Source organism: Pantoea sp. (assembly GCF_028283705.1).
Classification (GTDB): domain Bacteria; phylum Pseudomonadota; class Gammaproteobacteria; order Enterobacterales; family Enterobacteriaceae; genus Pantoea.
Genome location: NZ_JAPWKD010000032.1, coordinates 603,281 through 622,450, shown reverse-complemented (window position 1 = coordinate 622,450; position 19,170 = coordinate 603,281). Strand labels below are relative to the sequence as shown.

Genomic DNA, 19,170 nt, shown 5'->3' with positions numbered 1-19,170 from the left:
ATCCAGAATGGATTATTGTTCGTTTTCGTCGGTGTAGCGGCGGGCTTTATAGGCCGGGAACATCAGGTTCTGAATGGAGAAGATATCGTCCAGTTCGGCTTCGGTGAGCAGGCCACGTTCCAGCACCACTTCCCGTACGCTTTTACCGGTTTCGGCACAGATCTTCCCGACGATGTCACCGTTGTGGTGGCCGATGTACGGGTTGAGGTAAGTCACGATACCGATTGAGTTGAATACGTAGGCTTCACACACCGCTTTGTTGGCGGTGATGCCATTCACGCATTTCTCCAGCAGGTTGTAACAGGCGTTGGTCAGGATGCTGATGGATTCAAACAGCGCCTGGCCGATGACCGGCTCCATCACGTTGAGCTGCAACTGGCCCGCTTCGGCTGCCATAGTCACCGTGGTGTCGTTGCCAATCACTTTGAAGCACACCTGGTTGACCACTTCCGGCACCACCGGGTTGACTTTGGCTGGCATGATGGATGAACCGGCTTGCAGTTCAGGCAGGTTGATCTCGTTCAGACCGGCGCGAGGACCCGATGACAGCAGGCGCAGGTCGTTACAGATTTTCGACAGTTTCACCGCCAGGCGTTTCAGAGATGAATGCACCATGACGTAGGCACCGCAGTCTGAGGTGGCTTCAATCAGATCTTCCGCCGGGACCACCGGGAGGTTACTGACTTCCGCCAGACGCTGCACAGCCAGCTGCTGGTAGCCGTCAGGCGTGTTCAGACGTGTACCAATGGCGGTTGCGCCAAGGTTCACTTCCAGCAACAGTTCCGCCGTACGCAGGACGCTGCGCGTCTCTTCATTCAGCAGCACGTTGAAGGCATGAAACTCCTGACCGAGGGTCATCGGCACGGCATCCTGCAACTGGGTACGGCCCATCTTCAGAATATTTTCGAACTCGACCGCTTTGCGCTGGAAGCCTTCACCCAGTTGATTGATAGCATCAATCAGTTTCAGGATGGAGGTGTAAACGGCGATACGGAAACCGGTGGGGTAAGCATCGTTGGTAGACTGACACTTATTCACGTGATCGTTAGGGTTCAGATACTGGTAGTCACCTTTATGGTGCCCCATCAGTTCCAGACCGATGTTGGCCAGCACTTCGTTGGTGTTCATGTTGACGGAGGTACCGGCACCGCCCTGGTAGACGTCAACCGGGAACTGGTCCATGCATTTGCCATTGTTCAGTACCTCATCGCAGGCCTGAATAATGGTATTGGCGATATTGCGCGGGATGGTTTGCAGCTCTTTATTAGCAAGGGCGGCGGCTTTCTTTACCATCACCATACCGCGAACGAATTCGGGTATGTCACTGATTTTACTGTTACTGATATAGAAATTTTCAATCGCACGCAGAGTATGAACACCGTAGTAGGCGTCGGCAGGTACTTCACGCATGCCTAGCAGGTCTTCTTCGATACGAATGTTGTTCGCCATGATTACCTTCTTATTATTGCTGCTGAGTGGCTGCCGGGCGTACTCTGAGGCGATCAGATTCGGACGGCGAGTCACGTGCAGGTGATGCAATTATATTGTCGTGGAATACCAGCGCCGACATTTTATCCATCTTCGGTCTGGCGAGCACGATCATATTCTGTCATTCCAGAAAAGCCTGTGCACAGATCACTTTACGGGGTTTTGCAGACGTACCGGTAATAACGATACGTGATGTTTGTCACAATTTTAACCCGGCTGGAAAAATTCGGCAGGATCGGTTGAAAACAGCGGTCCGGATGACCATCTCTTTTTATACGGTCCCTTTGACCATCCCATTCTGCTGCCTGGTATGAAGCGAGGTAGCCCTAACTCACAGGAGATATCGGTGCGCTGGTTACCGTTTGTGATTTTTTTTGTACTGGCCTGGATTGAGATCACGCTTTTCATCAAGGTCGCGCATGTGCTGGGCGTGCTGCTCACTATGCTGCTGGTGATTTTCACCTCCTGTATCGGGGTGTCACTGGTAAAAAATCAGGGTGTGAAAAACTTCATGCTGATGCAGGAGAAGCTGGCGCGTAACGAAAGCCCGGCAGCGGAGATGGTGAAAAGCGTCTCGCTGATTATTTCCGGCTTTTTGCTGCTGTTGCCGGGTTTTTTCACCGACTTCCTTGGCCTGTTACTACTGCTGCCGCCGGTGCAGAAACACCTGACGCTGAAACTGATGCCGCATTTGCGGGTCTGGCGGGGGCCGGGGGCCGGGCCGGATAGTGGCTTTACCGTCGATGGCGAGTATGAGCGTAAAGACAGTGACCGTATCGGCCACGACAAAGACCAGTAATAAATATCAAAGGCGGCGCAAGCCGCCTTTTTTGTCGGGAATTTCGCCATCTGTTACAGAAACGAAAATTTTTTCTCTTTTCCCCCTTGAAACGCTTCGAAGTCACCCTAATCTCTTCCACCACGAGGCCGGAAGCCATGTAGCCCGGCGTTCAACCCTTAACTGAATGATTGGACTTTCTAAAGGAGAGCTATCACATGTCAATTCGTCCGTTACACGACCGCGTGATCGTCAAGCGTAAAGAAGTTGAAGCAAAATCAGCTGGCGGCATCGTCCTGACTGGTTCTGCGGCAGGCAAATCAACCCGTGGTGAAGTGGTTGCGGTAGGTAAAGGCCGTATCCTGGAAAACGGCAACATCCTGCCACTGGATGTCAAAGTGGGCGACGTGGTGATTTTCAACGAAGGTTACGGTGCAAAAACCGAGAAAATCGACAACGAAGAAGTCCTGATCATCTCTGAAAGCGACATTCTGGCAATTGTTGAAGCGTAATTTTTACGCGTAATTCACTGAACGAAACGAATTTAAGGGATATTTGAAATGGCAGCTAAAGACGTAAAATTCGGTAATGACGCACGCGTAAAAATGCTACGTGGCGTGAACGTACTGGCAGATGCAGTAAAAGTTACCCTGGGCCCGAAAGGCCGTAACGTGGTTCTGGATAAATCTTTTGGTGCACCGACCATCACCAAAGATGGTGTTTCTGTTGCGCGTGAAATCGAGCTGGAAGACAAGTTCGAAAACATGGGTGCGCAGATGGTGAAAGAAGTTGCCTCTAAAGCGAATGACGCAGCAGGCGACGGCACCACCACCGCTACCGTACTGGCACAGGCTATCGTTAACGAAGGTCTGAAAGCGGTTGCGGCTGGCATGAACCCGATGGACCTGAAGCGTGGTATCGACAAAGCGGTTATCGCCGCTGTTGAGCAGCTGAAAGCGCTGTCTGTTCCGTGCTCTGATTCCAAAGCGATTGCTCAGGTTGGTACCATTTCTGCTAACTCCGATGAAAGCGTCGGTACCCTGATCGCTCAGGCGATGGAAAAAGTGGGTAAAGAAGGCGTTATCACCGTTGAAGAAGGTACCGGTCTGCAGGACGAGCTGGACGTGGTTGAAGGTATGCAGTTCGACCGTGGCTACCTGTCTCCGTACTTCATCAACAAGCCGGAAACCGGTGCTGTTGAACTGGAAAGCCCGTTCATTCTGCTGGCTGACAAGAAAATCTCTAACATCCGCGAAATGCTGCCGGTGCTGGAAGCTGTTGCCAAAGCTGGCAAACCGCTGCTGATCATCGCTGAAGATGTGGAAGGCGAAGCGCTGGCGACGCTGGTGGTTAACACCATGCGTGGCATCGTGAAAGTGGCTGCGGTGAAAGCACCGGGCTTCGGCGACCGTCGTAAAGCGATGCTGCAGGATATCGCTATCCTGACTGGCGGTACCGTGATCTCTGAAGAGATCGGTATGGAGCTGGAAAAAGCGGCACTGGAAGATCTGGGCCAGGCAAAACGCGTTGTGATCAACAAAGACACCACCACCATCATCGACGGTGTGGGTGACGAAGTTGCTATCTCTGGTCGCGTGACGCAGATTCGTCAGCAGATCGAAGAAGCGACTTCTGACTACGACAAAGAAAAACTGCAGGAGCGTGTAGCGAAACTGGCAGGCGGCGTAGCCGTGTTGAAAGTGGGTGCCGCAACTGAAGTTGAAATGAAAGAGAAGAAAGCTCGCGTTGAAGATGCCCTGCACGCAACCCGTGCTGCGGTAGAAGAAGGCGTGGTTGCTGGTGGTGGTGTTGCCCTGGTGCGCGTTGCTGCTGAGCTGACTGAGCTGACTGGCCAGAACGAAGACCAGAACGTCGGTATCAAAGTTGCGCTGCGCGCTATGGAAGCTCCGTTGCGTCAGATCGTGTCTAACGCCGGTGAAGAGCCGTCTGTGGTTGCCAACAACGTGAAAGCGGGTGACGGTAACTACGGTTACAACGCGCAGACCGAAGAATACGGCAACATGATCGACTTCGGTATCCTGGATCCGACCAAAGTAACCCGTTCTGCTCTGCAGTACGCGGCTTCTGTGGCTGGTCTGATGATCACCACCGAATGTATGGTTACTGACCTGCCGAAAGGCGACGCACCTGACTTAGGCGGCGGCGCTGGCGGTATGGGTGGCATGGGCGGTATGGGCGGCATGATGTAATCGCCCCCCGGCTGCTTTTGTTATCTGAGAACCCCTGATCGGAAACGGTCAGGGGTTTTTCTTTTGCTGGCGAAAGGGTATAAGTAAGGGCGCAATACTTCGGCTTTCCGGGTTAGGGCAATGAATGTTCAGAAAAAATATGCGCTTTTCTGCTACGCTGCCGCCCGATACAGATGATAATAAATGGGGATTACAATGCGGATTAACCTCTTGCTCGGACTGGCAGTCGGTAGCCTTCTGCTGGCGGGCTGCAGCAGCTCAAATCAACTGAGTTCTGGCGGCGAGCGCGTGACCTTCGTCGATCAGCAGCCGGGCAGCCAATGTCAGCTTCTGGGAAATGTCACCGGTTCACAGAGTAACTGGCTGAGCGGTTCTGGCGGTGAGGGCAGTTCACTGCGCGGTGCAGCCAATGACCTGCGTAACCGTGCGGCCGAAATGGGTGGCAACACCATTTACGGTGCAACCAGCCCAACGCAGAATCTGCTGTCTGCTTTTGCCCCGCTCGACAGCAAAATGACTGGCCAGGTTTACAAGTGCCCATAAGGGTAGCGTTGTAAAAAAAGCCGCTGATGCGGCTTTTTTTATTGGTGGGTTACTCCTGGCGTAGCTGCAAATCCAGCGGGGTTTTGCTCGGTTCGCCACCAATCTCACGGGCCAGCTTCGGCACCAGATAACCCGACACCATGGTCAGCAGCTCGCGCACCAGCGCACGGGCTTCATCGTCTGGCACAAAGAAATGCGCGGCTCCCTGTACCTTGTCCAGCACATGCAGGTAATAAGGCAGGATACCGGCATCGAACAGCGCATTGCTGAGGTCAGCCAGACTCCGCGCATTATCGTTAACGCCACGCAGCAGCACGCTCTGATTCAGCAGGGTAACGCCCGCCCGTTTCAGCATCTGCATGCCATAGCGCAGTTCATCATCAATTTCCTGCGCATGATTGATATGGCTCACCAGCAGCACCTGCAGGCGTGTATTGGCCAGCAACTGGCACAATCCTTCGGTGATGCGCGCCGGGATAACCACCGGCAGACGGCTGTGAATGCGTAAACGCTTCAGATGCGGAATTTTTTCCAGCGCATCAACCAGCCACGCCAGTTCGTGATCCTTCGCCATCAACGGGTCGCCACCCGAGAAGATGATTTCATCCAGCTCTGGATGGTCCGCAATATAATCAATCGCAACCTGCCAGTTACGCTTGTTGCCCTGATTATCCTGATAAGGGAAATGGCGACGGAAGCAGTAACGACAGTTGACCGCGCAGCCGCCTTTTACCAATAACAGTGCGCGGTTTCTATACTTATGCAGTAAACCCGGCACCACGTTGCTCTGCTCATCAAGCGGGTCGGTGCTGTAACCTGGCGCATCATTGAATTCCTGACGGCTGGTTAATACTTGCAACAGAAGCGGGTCCTGAGCATCGCCTGTTTTCATGCGCTGAATAAACGCCCGTGGCACGCGCAGGGCAAAAAGTCGCCTTGCATCAGCGCCTTCGGCCAATTCCGCATGGCGTTCGAGAGCTAAAAGTTGCAGTAATTCAGCAGGATCGGTGACAACATCAGCAAGTTGCTGCAACCAATCTTCTCTGGAAGGGGGATTTAGGGTTACAATGTGTGCCATTTTTTTGGCTATTACCAGTTCAATATTTACAGAGGGCCTTTATGGCGACTTATCTTAGCAACGATTTTCGTTCCGGTCTTAAAATCATGTTCGAAGGCGAGCCGTATTCCATCGAATCCAGTGAGTTCGTTAAGCCGGGTAAAGGCCAGGCATTCGCACGCGTAAAAATGCGTCGTCTGCTGACCGGGTCTCGCGTTGAGAAAACCTTCAAATCAACCGACTCTGCCGAAGGCGCAGACGTTGTTGATATGACCCTGCAGTATTCTTACAACGACGGTGACTTCTTCTACTTCATGCACCCGGAAAGCTTCGAACAGTATCAGGTTGAATCTAAGGTACTGGAAGACGTGCAGAAGTGGCTGCAGGACAACGCAGATTGTATCGTTACCTTGTGGAACAACAAAGCCATTGCTGTTCAGCCGCCGAACTTTATCGAAGCTGAAGTTATCGAAACCGATCCAGGCCTGAAAGGTGATACCGCAGGTACGGGTGGTAAGCCAGCGACCCTGGCAACTGGCGCAGTGGTTAAAGTGCCGTTGTTCGTACAGATTGGCGAAGTGGTTAAAGTGGACACCCGCTCTGGCGAATACGTTTCTCGCGTAAAATAATCGTCAAATCAGGCGCATCCTTCGATGCGCCTTTTTTTTAAGTGAGTTCAGAATAATGAAAAAGCTGGCAAAATTCGTCGCCTTTGCGTTGCTGGTCTCCTCGGCATTGAGTGCCTGCAACACCTTTCACGGCTTTGGTGAAGATGTCTCCCATTTGGGTGGCGCGATCTCACGGGCTGCTAAGTAAGCGACAGGACAACGCCTTTTTCTGCGGCTGACGCCGCAGCGTTGCGTATAAAGACTATGCTTTAAAAGCTGTACTTTTACTGCAACCAAAAAGGATATTGTTATGTTAAAGAAAAGTATTGTCGCGATTTTCTCAGTACTGGTCCTCTCCACCCTGCTTTCTGCCTGCAACACCACCCGTGGTGTAGGGGAAGATGTAGAAGCGGGCGGCAAGGCGATTCAACGCACCGCACAGTAAGGTTTTACCGGTGCGGAACACGTTTCGTACCGGGTTTTCATCCCACCTCTGTTTTATCTCAAATGTCTTCTGCTCCTGCCTTTGCGGCTTTTAAACCCTCTGCCCCTGTGGTGATATGGAATGTTCTCGTGACCGGTAAGCGCTGCGGCGTTGTTTGCCCTCGCCATTACGGGTAGACTTCCACCCCTTATCTGTATAAGGAGTCATCAACATGAGCGAAACGGCAAGCTGGCAGCCGAGCGCACCCATTGCCAATTTGTTGAAACGTGCCGCTATTATGGCGGAAATTCGACGTTTCTTTGCCGATCGCGGCGTGCTGGAGGTCGATACCCCGGCGATGAGCCAGGCGACCATTACTGACATCCATCTGGTACCGTTCCAGACGCGTTTTGTTGGCCCCGGTGCCAGTGAAGGGCGTGATCTGTGGCTGATGACCAGCCCGGAATACCATATGAAGCGCCTGCTGGCGGCGGGCAGTGGCCCGATTTACCAGATGGGGCGCTGCTTCCGTAATGAGGAAGCCGGACGTCACCACAACCCTGAATTCACCATGCTGGAGTGGTATCGTCCGCACTACGACATGTATCGCCTGATGAATGAAGTGGACGATCTGCTGCAACAGGTGCTGGAGTGCGATAGCGCAGAATCACTGTCATATCAGCAAGCGTTTATTCGCCATCTGGAACTGGACCCGTTATCCGCAGATAAAGCGCAGTTGCGTGAAGCGGCGGAAAAACTGGGTGATGGTGAGCTGGCGCGTGATGAAGAAGATCGCGACACGTTGCTGCAGCTGTTGTTTATGCTGGGCGTCGAGCCGAAAATTGGGATCGATAAGCCGACGTTTGTCTACCATTTCCCGGCCAGCCAGGCGGCACTGGCTGAGATCAGCACCGAAGATCACCGCGTCGCGGAACGTTTTGAGGTGTATTACAAAGGGGTAGAGCTGGCGAACGGTTTCCGTGAGTTAACCGACAGCCGCGAGCAACGTCAGCGCTTTGAGCAGGATAATCGCCGTCGTGCGGCGCGAGGTCTGCCACAGCACCCCATCGACACCAACCTGCTGGATGCCCTGGCGCACGGTATGCCTGCGTGTTCTGGCGTGGCACTGGGTGTGGATCGTCTGATTATGCTGGCGTTGAAGGCCGACTCGTTGAGTGAGGTTATCGCCTTCCCGGTTGATCGCAGCTAATCGCCAATCTGTAGCGGCGCGATTTATCGCGCAATTTCGTGCGCGATGCCGGAAAAAACCGCGCGATAAATCACGCCGCTACGACGATTAATTGCCGCTTTGCGGGAACTCTTCGATTGTCACTGGCAGCGTCATTTTCTGTTCATTACGCAGAATCTGCACATCAATCACCGAGCCGGGGCGAATCTCGGCGACCTGATCCATGGTTTCCTGGGCCGAAACAGCCGGTTTACCATTGACGCTCAGCAGTACATCGTTGGTCTGAATCCCGGCACGGTCGGCGGGGCCACCTGGCGCGACGTCGCTGACAATAATGCCCTGCACGCGATCGAGAGTACTGCCCTGGCCGTGTAGCGGCGGCAGTTCACGTCCGGTAATGCCGATGAAACCGCGGATTACCCGGCCATCACGAATCAGCTTATCCATGATTTTGGTTGCCAGCACGGTTGGAATGGCAAAGCCAATCCCTTCTGGTGTCTCGCCATCGTTACTTTTATCAAACGTCAGGGTGTTGATGCCCATCAGCTCACCGAGTGAGTTGATCAGTGCGCCACCGGAGTTGCCCTGGTTGATTGAGGCATCAGTTTGCAGGAAGTTCTGGCGACCAGAGGAACTGAGGCCAACGCGGCCTGTGGCGCTGATAATACCCTGGGTCACCGTCTGACCGAGGTTGTATGGGTTACCGATGGCCATCACCACATCGCCGATATGTGGCACGCGTTTGGGGTTGATCGGAATCACCGGCAGATTTGATGCACTGATCTTCAGCACTGCCAGATCGGTCATCGCGTCGGAACCGACCAGCGTCGCTTCGAAGAACCGGCCATCCTGTAAGGCGACGATAATCTGATCGGCATTATTGATGACATGCTTATTGGTAAGGATGTAGCCTTTGCCGTTCATGATCACGCCGGAACCCAGCGTGGTAATGCCGCGATTGTTATTACCATGCGCACTGCGGTTATAGACGTTGACTACCGCAGGCACAGCACGACGCACACCCGGATTAAAGCTGAAGGGTGCCTCATCATTGCTGCTGTCATGTTCAATCAGGGCACTGGTGCCCATACGGAGTGTTGGGATCGCTGCCAGCAAAATACCTGCAACGATCAGGCCCATCACCACAGAACGCAAAAGTTTAAGAAACATGGTGTTAGTTTAAGCCGGATATGATCGCAGGGCAGGATAGCATGAGAAAGGCGGACAAACACCTGATTGTCCGCCAGTTATGATGATTATCGTAAGAGCAGGTAAATGCTGTCTTCGCCGCGCACCACATTGAGTGCCAGCACCGGCGGTTTGGTTTCCAGCACTTTACGCATTTCTGCCAGGCTTTCGGTCCGGTTGCGGTTCACGCCGACAATCACATCATCTTTCTGCAGACCCACCTGTTCAGCCGGTGTGCCTTTCTCGACGGTATCGACTTTCACCCCTTTATCGCCCGCTTTGGTATTACCATCGCTCAGGGTTGCGCCCTGCAATGCCGGTGACAGCAGCTGTGCACTGGCGGTGGTTTGCGCACTTTGATCCAGCGTGACGTTAACGGTGATCGGTTTACCATCGCGTAACAAGCCCAGTTTCACCTGCTGCCCTGGGGGAGTCGTACCGATTTTCACTCGCAGTTCAGAAAAGCTGGTGATGGCCTTGTCATTCACTGAGGTGATGATATCGCCAGCCTTAATCCCCGCTTTTTCAGCTGCGGATTTCGGCAGCACTTCAGAAACGAAGGCACCACGCTGGGCATCGACGTTAAATGCCTTCGCCATATCGGCGGTCATTTCCGTCCCTTTGATACCCAACTGCCCACGTCGCACTTCGCCGAACTGAATCAATTGTTGCGCCAGATTCATCGCCATATTGCTCGGGATCGCAAAGCCGATACCGATATTGCCGCCACTGGAAGCCAGAATCGCGGTGTTGATACCGATCAACTCGCCGTTGAGATTGACCAGCGCACCACCGGAGTTGCCACGGTTAATGGCGGCATCAGTCTGGATAAAGTTTTCCAGGCCTTCCAGATTAAGGCCACTGCGACCCAGTGCCGAGATGATGCCAGAGGTGGCAGTCTGACCAAGGCCAAACGGGTTACCGATGGCAACGGCGAAGTCACCCACTCTGAGGGTATCGGAATCGGCGATTTTCACCTGGGTCAGGTTTTTCGCACCCTGTATTTGAATCAGGGCGATATCGGTCTGCTCATCATGGCCAATCAGTTTGGCGTCATACTCGTTGCCATCGCTCAACTGGACGCTGATTTTGTCCGCACCATTCACCACATGATTGTTGGTCAGCACATAGCCTTTGGCGGCGTCAATGATAACGCCAGAGCCAAGCCCTTCAAAAGGCTGAGGTTGCTGGTTTTGTCCCGGCAACTGACCAAAAAAGCGTTTCAGTGGCTCAGGCAGATCCTGCCCCTGCGCGGCGGTTTCGGTGCCTTCCACATGCACACTGACCACCGCTGGTAACACTTTTTCCAGCATCGGTGCCAGGCTCGGCAGTGCCTGCCCCTGGATTTGCGCCGGGAGAGTGGCCAGTGCGTTTGGCGCGGCGACCAGACTCATCCCAATGCTCAAGGCTAATGCGCTTAACAGTCGTGCTTGTTTTTTCATTGCTACAACGCTCTCGCTACGAAAAGGGGGATTAAAAAAGTGTGACAGTTGTTTGGGGCAAGGGTTCGACAAACAAAAAGGGCACAGCGTCGCTGTGCCCCAAAAAGATTAATTACGCGGTGCGCGTTCGCCGCCACGTAACAGGCCGGAAGCGCCATCAGAATAGTCGCGCGGGATTTGCACCGGCGCCTGATCGTTATCCGCTTCCGCTTCCGTCAGCTGGTAGGCAAACGGATTTTTCTCGCCCGGCAGATTCGGCAACAGGTCATTAGAACCTTTCGCCATATGCTGATACAGCTGGCGGTAATCACGCGCCATGTTATCCAGCAATTCTGCGCTGCGCGCGAAGTGGTTAGTCAGCTCTTCGCGGTAATCCGCCAGTTCAGCCTTGGATTTTTCCAGTTCGTACTGCATGGTGCGCTGTTCGCGCAGTTTTTTGTTGCCAAAACGCATTGCGACTGCGCCGACAATAATGCCAATCACTAAACCAATCAGCCCGTATTCCCAGGTCATAATGACTCCCGTGTAATTTCCGTTGCTTCGTAGGGCATTGCTTCTGTTTCAACTTCAATAGTAGCCACTATACCCGTTAATCTATTGGAAGTGGAACTCTGGAGCGGCATCGCTTAGTGTAGAGCGGCCTAATTTTCGACAACCGACACATGAATCGGACTTTTTCAGGGACTCTGAGAGAACAATGCAAACCTCATCTCCGCTTGCGCGCTATGAGCAAGCGCTGTCGCAGGGCGAATTTCGCCCGGATGACGTACAACGGGAAGCCATCACCCGCTTAGATGCCATTCAGCAAGGACTGGTGGCTCGCCAGCCAGCCGCGGCCCCGGCCAGCAAAGGCTTGTTTGGCCGTCTTTCTAAACTGATGAATAAAGAGAAAAGCAGTAAGGAAGCGCCGGTGCGTGGCCTGTATATGTGGGGCGGCGTGGGGCGTGGAAAAACCTGGGTGATGGATCTATTTTTTCAGTCTATTCCTGGCGAGCGTAAATTACGCCTGCATTTTCACCGCTTTATGCTGCGTGTCCATGAGGAACTGACGCAGTTGCAGGGGCACAGTGACCCGCTACTGATCGTTGCTGACCGCTTTAAAGCCGAAACCGATATTCTCTGTTTCGACGAGTTTTTCGTCTCCGATATCACCGATGCCATGTTGCTTGGCACGCTAATGGAGGCGCTGTTTGATCGTGGTATTGCGCTGGTGGCGACCTCGAACATCCCACCGGATGACCTGTACCGAAATGGTTTGCAGCGTGCGCGTTTTTTGCCTGCTATCGAGCAGATTAAGCGTCATTGTGATGTGATGAACGTGGATGCGGGTATCGATTACCGTTTGCGTACCTTGACGTCGGCGCATCTGTGGAGTTTCCCACTGAATGAGGAAACCCATACGGAAATGGAGCGGATGTTCCGCGCCTTGTCCGGTAAAGCCCGCCATGATGCCCCGGTACTGGAAATTAACCATCGCAGTATGCCAACGCTGGGCGTACAGGACGGCGTACTGGCGATTGATTTTCTGACGCTGTGCGGAGAAGGGCGTAGCCAGCATGACTATATCGAGCTGTCACGCCGTTTCCACAGCGTATTGCTGTATGATGTGCCAGTGATGATTTACAAGACGGAAGATCAGGCGCGCCGCTTTCTGGCGCTGGTGGATGAATTCTACGAACGCCATGTGAAACTGGTGGTGGCCGCTGAGACGTCGTTGTTTGAGATTTATCAGGGCTCGCGTCTGAAGTTTGAATATCAGCGCTGTCTGTCGCGCCTACAGGAGATGCAGAGCGAGGAGTACCTGCGTTTACCGCATCTGCCCTGATTCGGCGCAAAAAACCTGACGTGGGGGCGTAAAAAAGTTCGATCTTTACGGGCGACTTCTCTATAATCTTGCGACCCCACGTTACGGCAGAGGTTTTTCTTCCCAGAAACCTTTGTGATCCGGTAACTCTACCTGAGGGGGTGGGCTTGCTGGGCGAAATGGTCGTGTGAGCCTCAATCGTTAACTTAGCGTTTGGGATTTCACCAACGTGTAACTTTATTTGGGTAAGCTTTTCAATGAAAACTTTTACAGCTAAACCAGAAACCGTCCAACGTGACTGGTATGTTGTTGACGCAACCGGCAAAACCCTGGGTCGCCTGGCGACTGAACTGGCGCGCCGTCTGCGTGGTAAGCATAAAGCGGAATACACTCCGCACGTTGATACCGGTGATTACATCATCGTTCTGAACGCAGAAAAAGTTGCTGTAACTGGCAACAAGCGTACTGACAAGATCTATTATCACCACACTGGTCACATCGGTGGTATCAAGCAGGCGACCTTCGAAGAGATGATTGCCCGCCGTCCTGAGCGTGTGATTGAAATCGCGGTTAAAGGCATGCTGCCGAAAGGCCCGCTGGGTCGTGCTATGTACCGTAAACTGAAAGTTTACGCAGGCAACGAGCACAACCATGCGGCGCAGCAACCGCAAGTTCTTGACATTTAATCGGGATTACAGGCAATGGCTGAAACTCAAAACTACGGCACTGGTCGCCGCAAAAGCTCATCCGCTCGCGTCTTTATCAAGCCGGGTAGCGGTAACATCGTAATTAACCAGCGCTCTCTGGAGCAGTACTTCGGTCGCGAGACTGCACGCATGGTCGTGCGTCAGCCGCTGGAGCTGGTTGATCTGGTTGGTAAACTGGACCTGTACATCACCGTTAAAGGTGGTGGTATCTCTGGTCAGGCCGGCGCGATCCGTCACGGTATCACCCGCGCTCTGATGGAGTACGACGAGTCTCTGCGTTCTGAACTGCGTAAAGCGGGCTTCGTTACCCGTGATGCGCGTCAGGTTGAACGTAAGAAAGTCGGTCTGCGTAAAGCACGCCGTCGTCCGCAGTTCTCCAAACGTTAATTGTTGCTGCTTCGGCAGTCACAGTTGGCACAAAAAACCCGCTTCGGCGGGTTTTTTGCTTTTGCCGAACAGGGATTGTTGCCACAAAAACGCGAGCTTTACCCGCATTTTGCCTGCAAATCACTTTCCCCGCCCCACAAGCTGCTTAAAATCTGGTAAACTGACTGTCACTTTGCGCCCGCGAGCCGGAGCGTTGTGCGTATTATTTCCGCCAGGATGGGCGAAAAATGCCGCAAACGCTGGCTGTGTGCGAATCTGATAAGCAGGTGAGTCGCCGTGTGGTTGGCTATTCGCAGTAATTTTTTGTGAACAAACTTGGAGGTTTTCATGGCTGTCGCTGCCAACAAACGTTCGGTAATGACGCTGTTTTCTGGTCCGACTGACATTTTCAGCCATCAGGTACGTATTGTACTGGCTGAGAAAGGCGTCAGCGTGGAGATCGAGCAGGTTGAAACGGATAACCTGCCGCAGGATCTGATTGACCTCAACCCGTACCGCACAGTGCCAACGCTGGTAGATCGTGAACTGACGCTGTATGAATCCCGCATCATCATGGAATATCTTGATGAGCGTTTCCCGCATCCACCGCTGATGCCTGTCTATCCGGTTGCTCGTGGCGAAAGCCGTCTGATGATGCACCGTATTGAGCAGGACTGGTATAGCCTGATGCGCATCATTGAAACCCGCACCGGTGCAGAAGCCGATGCCGCGCGTAAACAACTGCGTGAAGAACTGCTGGCCATTGCGCCGTTGTTCTCACGTACTCCGTTCTTTATGAGCGAAGAGTTCAGCCTGGTTGATTGCTATCTGGCACCGCTGCTGTGGCGTTTACCGTCTATGGGTGTTGAACTGGCTGGCGCCGGATCGAAAGAGCTGAAAGGCTACATGACCCGCGTATTTGAGCGTGACTCTTTCCTCGCTTCACTGACTGAAGCAGAACGTGAAATGCGCCTTCAAGCCCGGGGCTAATCTATGGAAATGTCGCAATTAACGGCCCGTCGCCCTTATCTGTTGCGTGCGTTTTATGACTGGCTGCTTGATAACCAGCTGACGCCGCATCTGGTGGTCGACATCAATCTGCCTGGTGTACAGGTGCCGCTGGAATACGCGCGTGATGGTCAGATTGTGCTGAACATAGCACCGCGTGCTGTCGGCAACCTTGAACTGGGTAACGAACGTGTGGAGTTCAACGCACGCTTCGGTGGGGTACCGCGTCAGGTTTCAGTACCGATGGCGGCAATTCTGGCTATCTATGCCCGTGAGAACGGTGCAGGCACCATGTTCGAACCGGAACCGGCTTATGAGCTGGCAGCCCAGGACGAACTGGAAGGTCAGGAAGAAACCATGATGTCAGTGATTGATGGCGATCGTCCCGACGATTCAGCTGACGATGAAACCCCGCCAGATGATGAGCCGCCGCCGCGTGGTGGTCGTCCATCGCTGCGTGTGGTGAAATAAACGCCAGTTGACCGATGAGGTCACAATGAAAAAATCCGGGAACATAACGTTTCCGGATTTTTTTATGCGACGTAAGAATTAACCTTTATAAGGCTCCCAGGCCTGTGACCAGTGCTGACCAGCATCAGGCTCGTAAGCCCATGCCGCAGCCCCACACCAGCTGGTATACGGCCAGGGTTTGCACTGATAAAGACCGCCTTTATTGGACACCACATCGCCAGCTTTGTAGTTGGTGCCTTCTTTATAAGCGGGATGCTCAGAAGGGATCGAGTCACCGGCCAATGTCGTCACTTCCAGCGTTTGGCTCTTGTCAGAAACACGGTTGGTCACGCTGACTGCCGCAATCTGATACTGATATTTTGTGGCGGCAGATAATCCGCTATCAGTAAGGCGAGTCTGCGTCGTTTCTTTAATCTGCACGCCGTTACGGTAAATAACGTAGTGTTTGATCGCCACATTACCCACGGCTTCCCAGCTCAGCGTCGCACTGTCTTTATCGATAGTTTCCGCTTTTAATCCCTGAGGCGCTGCAGGTGTACAGTCTTCGCAGTCAATACCCGGCGTGGTCACTGAGGTGGTCTGGCTGGGTAAAGAAACATTGCCCTGCTTATCCTGAGCAGTGACGAAATAATCGTATCTTGTCTCGGCCTTAACATTATTATCCACATAGGAAGGGATAGGTGTTGCGGCGATATTGACGTCATTACGCCACACCTGATACTGGCTCACACCCTGGTTATCCGTTGAGGCTGTCCATGAAAGCGCGATCTTGTTGGCAGCAACATCATGAGCGATGGGATGGCCCGGCTGGCCTGGGGCTTCCTGATCAATATCAGGAACAGAATTTTCATGCACCATTGCTGCATAGCGTCGCACAAATTCGTTACCGTATTGGTTGCCATTGGCACTCGAACCCGCATCCCAGTTAATTGACCAGGTCATCAACCCTTTAATTGGCGTGCCCTGAGCATTCAGTCTTTCCCAGGCACTGCGAACATCAGATTCATTACGCGCATAGCCATTGGCGGCGGCATCAGGATTGCTGGGCAGGCCAATAGCCAGCTTATTAGCAGGGATCTGTATATAACCACGTGTACCGTGGATGAGGGAGTCGGTCATATAAAACAGGAAGTCAGCTTTGCGGGCGTCGTCTCCCTGAATAACTGAACCACCTGGAATATCTGAAGCCCAGATGCCATCCCCGGCCTGGTTATAATATTGTGGGGCAATGAAATCGTAGTAGCCTTCCAATGATTTAATTATCGGCTCATACTGAGCGCCTGAACGCAGGTAGGGAAATTCAGGGGCCATACTGATAATGAATTTTGGATACTGATTTTTAACGATTTTCAGTGCGGCGGGAATTTCAATCTGGTTGGCGCCTGCGGTAATCGAGTGTCCTTCTAAATCGATATCCACACCGTCGATACCATAGAGTTCAATCAGGCGAATAATCTCAGCCGCGAACTTCTGCCCATCACCCGGTTTCAGTGCGATATCACGTGCATCGGCTCCGCCGAGCGACAGCATAACCGCCTGGCCGCGTGCATTAAGGGTTTCGACTTGTTTACGGAACTCTTCATCCGTCATGTTATAAGGGTGAAAAGTCGGGATACCTTCATCCGTCATAAACGCGACCGTCACGACATCATATTCCGACGAGACATCGGATAATTTTATATAAGGTGCAGTACCGCCTTTATATCCGTCTGATTTACTGGCCCAGTTATGCCAGAAACCGACCAGAATAGGTTTTTGGCTGATGTCCGGAATAAATGATGCACCACCGGCGGCAAAGCCCGCCTGGCTGGTTAACCCCATGGTGAGCAAAATGGCAGCTGCCAGGCATTTTTGTTTAAAACTTTTCTTCATGAAGAGTAAACCTTTTAAATAAGCGAAATTATCTCCTGTAGTGTATTTAAAAAGCGAAACAGGCTATTTAGGGGGCATCCCTGAATAAAAGCGAACTGTCTTTATTTGATCGGTGGTATGACGGGTGAGGTGAAGAATTTTCTTAACGCCAAAGAAAAATGCCAGTCAGCATCCACTGACTGGCATTCAACAAACGAAGCGCTTATGTCGCCGTCTTAGTAGACGTCACGCAGGTAACGCTTGTCTTTCTTCAACTGGTCGATATAGGCAGCGGCACGCTCGCTGGACAAGCCACCGAACTGACGAACCACTTCATACAGCGCGGAATCGACATCTTTCGCCATGCGTGATGCATCACCACACACGTAGAAATACGCACCTTCCTGCAGCCAGGCGTACAGCTCAGCGCCTTTCTCCAGCATGCGGTTCTGCACGTAAATTTTTTCTTCCTGATCGCGTGAGAACGCCAGATCAAGATGCGTCAGCAGGCCACTTTGCTGCCACTCGTTCAGCTCATCCTGGTAGATGTAATCGTGTTCCTGATGCTGGTCACCAAAGAACAACCAGTTTTTGCCTTCGGCACCGGTGACTTTGCGTTCCTGCAGGAAAGCACGGAACGGCGCAATACCGGTACCCGGGCCAACCATGATCAGTGGTGCATTGTTGTTGGCGGGCACGCGGAAGGCTTTATTCGGTGAAATAAAGATTGCCGGTTTCTCGCCGCGACGCACACGTTCAGCCAGGTAGGTGGAGCAAACGCCGTTACGGGCGCGGCCAGCGCTGTGATAACGCACAGACGCGATGGTCAGATGGACCTGGTTCGGATGCGCTTTCGAGCTGGAAGAGATGGAATAAGCACGGTGTTGCAGCGGACGCAGCATTGCCACAAATTCCGGCACCGACAGGCTACGCGTCAGCTCCAGTTGCAGCAGGTCAAGAGTGTCTTTGCCCCACAACCACACGCCAAGGGTATCTTTGTCATCGTGCTGTAATACGTGGCGCAGTTCCTGGTTAGTGGTGTTCTGGCCCACCCACTCAATCAGTTTGCGTGACGGTTCAGAGATTTCGAACTGATAAGTCAGCAAGTCACCGAGGTTACGGTCAAAGCCCGGCACCGGCGTTTCATAATCAGCGTTCAGCTGGGTCAGCAGCAGCGTCACCAGCGCAGGGTCATTTACTGGGATCACGCCCAGTGCATCGCCCGCTTCGTACTTTAGTCCGCTGTCCGTCAGATCAAACTCAAAGTGACGGATATCTTTGCCTGACTGCTCACCGGAAAGACGTTTATTGGTCACCAGCGCAGCGGCATACGGGTTCTGTTTATTGCTACCCGGAATGACCGGTGCTTCCGGCGCGCTCTCCAGCACCGTGCCGCTGCTGCCCGCACTGGCGGCAAACTGTGGCATGGTGCTGCCGATCCAGGCGCTGGATGGTTCTTCGTAATCAATATCACAGTCGATACGGTCAACGACGCGTTTCGCACCCAGCTGCTCCAGACGCATATCGATAAATTTACCGGCCTGACAGAAGCCGTCATAACCGGTATCACCAATCGCCAGTATGGCAAAGTGCATCTGCTCCAGACGTGGCGCAGTGCTGGCAGAAATGGCCTGCCAGAACAGCTGTGCGTTGTCCGGCATTTCGCCTTCACCGTAGGTAGACGTGACGATCAACACATGACGCATGGTGGCGAAGACATCAATATCCACTTCACCCAGCGCCTGAACCACCGGCACCAGGCCTTTGGCACGTGCTGCTTTCGCTGCCGTCTGGGCCAGCGCTTCGGCATTGCCGGTCTGCGAACCGAACAGGATATGCAACTGGGTGGTGGTCGCCGCACCAGCCGCCGGAGCGGTCTGCTGCTTGTCTTCTAACACCAACAGGCGCGAGTGGAGACCGGCGAGAAAACCCGCCAGCCAGTATTTTTGATCACCATTGAAAGGTGCATCTTCAGGAATGTAAGGAATCTTCATGGGTACTTTTGCTCAATCCCGTTCAGTCATATTCAGTCGATA

General features: G+C 53.1%; 20 protein-coding genes. 13 read left to right on the top strand and 7 right to left on the bottom strand.

All coding sequences use genetic code 11. The annotated features are described in order from the left end of the window. Positions 1 to 12 precede the first annotated feature (12 nt). The gene (aspA, locus tag PW844_RS25860) at positions 13 to 1,449 is read right to left on the bottom strand and encodes an aspartate ammonia-lyase (RefSeq protein WP_084872109.1); all 1,437 of its coding nucleotides are present in this window, start codon (positions 1,447 to 1,449) and stop codon (positions 13 to 15) included. Between the two features lie 385 nt (positions 1,450 to 1,834). Between aspA and PW844_RS25855 the strand changes: the two genes are divergently transcribed. The 4 genes from PW844_RS25855 to PW844_RS25840 all read left to right on the top strand — a co-directional run bounded on the left by PW844_RS25855 (position 1,835) and on the right by PW844_RS25840 (position 5,019). Further along, entirely contained in the window at positions 1,835 to 2,287 is a 453-nt protein-coding gene (locus PW844_RS25855; protein WP_208617275.1) for an FxsA family protein, read from the top strand. 197 nt (positions 2,288 to 2,484) lie between these two features. After that, positions 2,485 to 2,778, top strand: a complete 294-nt coding sequence (locus PW844_RS25850; RefSeq protein WP_013507632.1) for a co-chaperone GroES — start codon at positions 2,485 to 2,487, stop codon at positions 2,776 to 2,778. Between the two features lie 48 nt (positions 2,779 to 2,826). Continuing rightward, complete coding sequence (gene groL, locus PW844_RS25845) at positions 2,827 to 4,476, top strand: chaperonin GroEL (RefSeq protein WP_084872114.1); 1,650 nt, start codon at positions 2,827 to 2,829, stop codon at positions 4,474 to 4,476. A gap of 195 nt (positions 4,477 to 4,671) precedes the next feature. After that, positions 4,672 to 5,019 (top strand): DUF4156 domain-containing protein, encoded by a 348-nt coding sequence (locus tag PW844_RS25840; RefSeq protein ID WP_299457920.1) that lies wholly within the window; start codon positions 4,672 to 4,674, stop codon positions 5,017 to 5,019. Positions 5,020 to 5,068: 49 nt separating this feature from the next. Here PW844_RS25840 and epmB read toward each other — a convergent pair whose 3' ends face one another. After that, positions 5,069 to 6,097: an EF-P beta-lysylation protein EpmB gene (epmB, locus tag PW844_RS25835; RefSeq protein WP_299457918.1), complete on the bottom strand. Its 1,029-nt coding sequence runs from the start codon at positions 6,095 to 6,097 to the stop codon at positions 5,069 to 5,071. Positions 6,098 to 6,138: 41 nt separating this feature from the next. Here epmB and efp point away from each other — a divergent pair, with 41 nt between their 5' ends. The 4 genes from efp (at position 6,139) to epmA (ending at position 8,318) form a co-directional block, all read left to right on the top strand. Continuing rightward, positions 6,139 to 6,705, top strand: coding sequence for an elongation factor P (gene efp, locus PW844_RS25830; RefSeq protein WP_084872120.1), 567 nt, complete (start codon positions 6,139 to 6,141; stop codon positions 6,703 to 6,705). A gap of 55 nt (positions 6,706 to 6,760) precedes the next feature. Continuing rightward, positions 6,761 to 6,892: an entericidin A/B family lipoprotein gene (locus PW844_RS25825; protein WP_013507637.1), complete on the top strand. Its 132-nt coding sequence runs from the start codon at positions 6,761 to 6,763 to the stop codon at positions 6,890 to 6,892. A gap of 102 nt (positions 6,893 to 6,994) precedes the next feature. Next, positions 6,995 to 7,129, top strand: coding sequence for an entericidin A/B family lipoprotein (locus PW844_RS25820; RefSeq protein ID WP_299457914.1), 135 nt, complete (start codon positions 6,995 to 6,997; stop codon positions 7,127 to 7,129). A gap of 211 nt (positions 7,130 to 7,340) precedes the next feature. Further along, a complete protein-coding gene (gene epmA, locus PW844_RS25815; RefSeq protein WP_208713811.1) occupies positions 7,341 to 8,318 on the top strand; it encodes an elongation factor P--(R)-beta-lysine ligase in 978 nt (325 codons plus the stop codon). Between the two features lie 87 nt (positions 8,319 to 8,405). On the opposite strand, the gene degS is transcribed toward epmA, so the two are convergent. The 3 genes from degS to zapG form a co-directional block, all read right to left on the bottom strand. Beyond that, complete coding sequence (gene degS, locus PW844_RS25810; protein WP_299457912.1) at positions 8,406 to 9,467, bottom strand: outer membrane-stress sensor serine endopeptidase DegS; 1,062 nt, start codon at positions 9,465 to 9,467, stop codon at positions 8,406 to 8,408. An 86-nt stretch (positions 9,468 to 9,553) separates the two neighbouring features. Beyond that, positions 9,554 to 10,927, bottom strand: coding sequence for a serine endoprotease DegQ (gene degQ, locus PW844_RS25805; protein ID WP_299457910.1), 1,374 nt, complete (start codon positions 10,925 to 10,927; stop codon positions 9,554 to 9,556). Between the two features lie 108 nt (positions 10,928 to 11,035). Next, on the bottom strand, positions 11,036 to 11,440 hold the full coding sequence (zapG, locus tag PW844_RS25800; RefSeq protein ID WP_299457908.1) for a Z-ring associated protein ZapG: 405 nt from the start codon (positions 11,438 to 11,440) through the stop codon (positions 11,036 to 11,038). Between the two features lie 184 nt (positions 11,441 to 11,624). Between zapG and zapE the strand changes: the two genes are divergently transcribed. The 5 genes from zapE to sspB all read left to right on the top strand — a co-directional run bounded on the left by zapE (position 11,625) and on the right by sspB (position 15,283). Continuing rightward, on the top strand, positions 11,625 to 12,752 hold the full coding sequence (zapE, locus tag PW844_RS25795) for a cell division protein ZapE (protein ID WP_299457906.1): 1,128 nt from the start codon (positions 11,625 to 11,627) through the stop codon (positions 12,750 to 12,752). Between the two features lie 236 nt (positions 12,753 to 12,988). Then, positions 12,989 to 13,417: a 50S ribosomal protein L13 gene (gene rplM / locus PW844_RS25790; protein WP_084872133.1), complete on the top strand. Its 429-nt coding sequence runs from the start codon at positions 12,989 to 12,991 to the stop codon at positions 13,415 to 13,417. 15 nt (positions 13,418 to 13,432) lie between these two features. Further along, positions 13,433 to 13,825: a 30S ribosomal protein S9 gene (gene rpsI / locus PW844_RS25785; RefSeq protein ID WP_013507645.1), complete on the top strand. Its 393-nt coding sequence runs from the start codon at positions 13,433 to 13,435 to the stop codon at positions 13,823 to 13,825. Positions 13,826 to 14,152: 327 nt separating this feature from the next. Then, positions 14,153 to 14,794, top strand: coding sequence for a stringent starvation protein SspA (sspA, locus tag PW844_RS25780; RefSeq protein ID WP_021184232.1), 642 nt, complete (start codon positions 14,153 to 14,155; stop codon positions 14,792 to 14,794). A gap of 3 nt (positions 14,795 to 14,797) precedes the next feature. After that, positions 14,798 to 15,283 carry a ClpXP protease specificity-enhancing factor gene (gene sspB / locus PW844_RS25775; protein WP_084872135.1) on the top strand — a complete coding sequence of 162 codons (486 nt, stop codon included), beginning with the start codon at positions 14,798 to 14,800 and terminating at the stop codon, positions 15,281 to 15,283. 78 nt (positions 15,284 to 15,361) lie between these two features. Here the strand turns inward: sspB and PW844_RS25770 are convergent, their stop codons facing one another. Then, positions 15,362 to 17,155 carry a glycosyl hydrolase family 18 protein gene (locus PW844_RS25770; RefSeq protein ID WP_299457900.1) on the bottom strand — a complete coding sequence of 598 codons (1,794 nt, stop codon included), beginning with the start codon at positions 17,153 to 17,155 and terminating at the stop codon, positions 15,362 to 15,364. A 215-nt stretch (positions 17,156 to 17,370) separates the two neighbouring features. Continuing rightward, positions 17,371 to 19,128, bottom strand: a complete 1,758-nt coding sequence (locus PW844_RS25765) for a sulfite reductase subunit alpha (RefSeq protein ID WP_299457898.1) — start codon at positions 19,126 to 19,128, stop codon at positions 17,371 to 17,373. Between the last annotated feature and the right edge of the window lie 42 nt (positions 19,129 to 19,170).

Excerpts from the sequence above, each read along its gene's own strand:
- zapE (WP_299457906.1), top strand. The coding sequence starts at position 11,625 with ATGCAAACCTCATCTCCGCTTGCGCGCTATGAGCAAGCGCTGTCGCAG.
- PW844_RS25825 (WP_013507637.1), top strand. The coding sequence starts at position 6,761 with ATGAAAAAGCTGGCAAAATTCGTCGCCTTTGCGTTGCTGGTCTCCTCG.
- PW844_RS25820 (WP_299457914.1), top strand. The coding sequence starts at position 6,995 with ATGTTAAAGAAAAGTATTGTCGCGATTTTCTCAGTACTGGTCCTCTCC.
- aspA (WP_084872109.1), bottom strand. The coding sequence starts at position 1,449 with ATGGCGAACAACATTCGTATCGAAGAAGACCTGCTAGGCATGCGTGAA.
- PW844_RS25840 (WP_299457920.1), top strand. The coding sequence starts at position 4,672 with ATGCGGATTAACCTCTTGCTCGGACTGGCAGTCGGTAGCCTTCTGCTG.
- groL (WP_084872114.1), top strand. The coding sequence starts at position 2,827 with ATGGCAGCTAAAGACGTAAAATTCGGTAATGACGCACGCGTAAAAATG.
- epmB (WP_299457918.1), bottom strand. The coding sequence starts at position 6,097 with ATGGCACACATTGTAACCCTAAATCCCCCTTCCAGAGAAGATTGGTTG.
- zapG (WP_299457908.1), bottom strand. The coding sequence starts at position 11,440 with ATGACCTGGGAATACGGGCTGATTGGTTTAGTGATTGGCATTATTGTC.
- degQ (WP_299457910.1), bottom strand. The coding sequence starts at position 10,927 with ATGAAAAAACAAGCACGACTGTTAAGCGCATTAGCCTTGAGCATTGGG.
- efp (WP_084872120.1), top strand. The coding sequence starts at position 6,139 with ATGGCGACTTATCTTAGCAACGATTTTCGTTCCGGTCTTAAAATCATG.
- PW844_RS25850 (WP_013507632.1), top strand. The coding sequence starts at position 2,485 with ATGTCAATTCGTCCGTTACACGACCGCGTGATCGTCAAGCGTAAAGAA.
- degS (WP_299457912.1), bottom strand. The coding sequence starts at position 9,467 with ATGTTTCTTAAACTTTTGCGTTCTGTGGTGATGGGCCTGATCGTTGCA.
- PW844_RS25765 (WP_299457898.1), bottom strand. The coding sequence starts at position 19,128 with ATGAAGATTCCTTACATTCCTGAAGATGCACCTTTCAATGGTGATCAA.
- epmA (WP_208713811.1), top strand. The coding sequence starts at position 7,341 with ATGAGCGAAACGGCAAGCTGGCAGCCGAGCGCACCCATTGCCAATTTG.
- PW844_RS25770 (WP_299457900.1), bottom strand. The coding sequence starts at position 17,155 with ATGAAGAAAAGTTTTAAACAAAAATGCCTGGCAGCTGCCATTTTGCTC.
- rpsI (WP_013507645.1), top strand. The coding sequence starts at position 13,433 with ATGGCTGAAACTCAAAACTACGGCACTGGTCGCCGCAAAAGCTCATCC.
- sspA (WP_021184232.1), top strand. The coding sequence starts at position 14,153 with ATGGCTGTCGCTGCCAACAAACGTTCGGTAATGACGCTGTTTTCTGGT.
- rplM (WP_084872133.1), top strand. The coding sequence starts at position 12,989 with ATGAAAACTTTTACAGCTAAACCAGAAACCGTCCAACGTGACTGGTAT.
- sspB (WP_084872135.1), top strand. The coding sequence starts at position 14,798 with ATGGAAATGTCGCAATTAACGGCCCGTCGCCCTTATCTGTTGCGTGCG.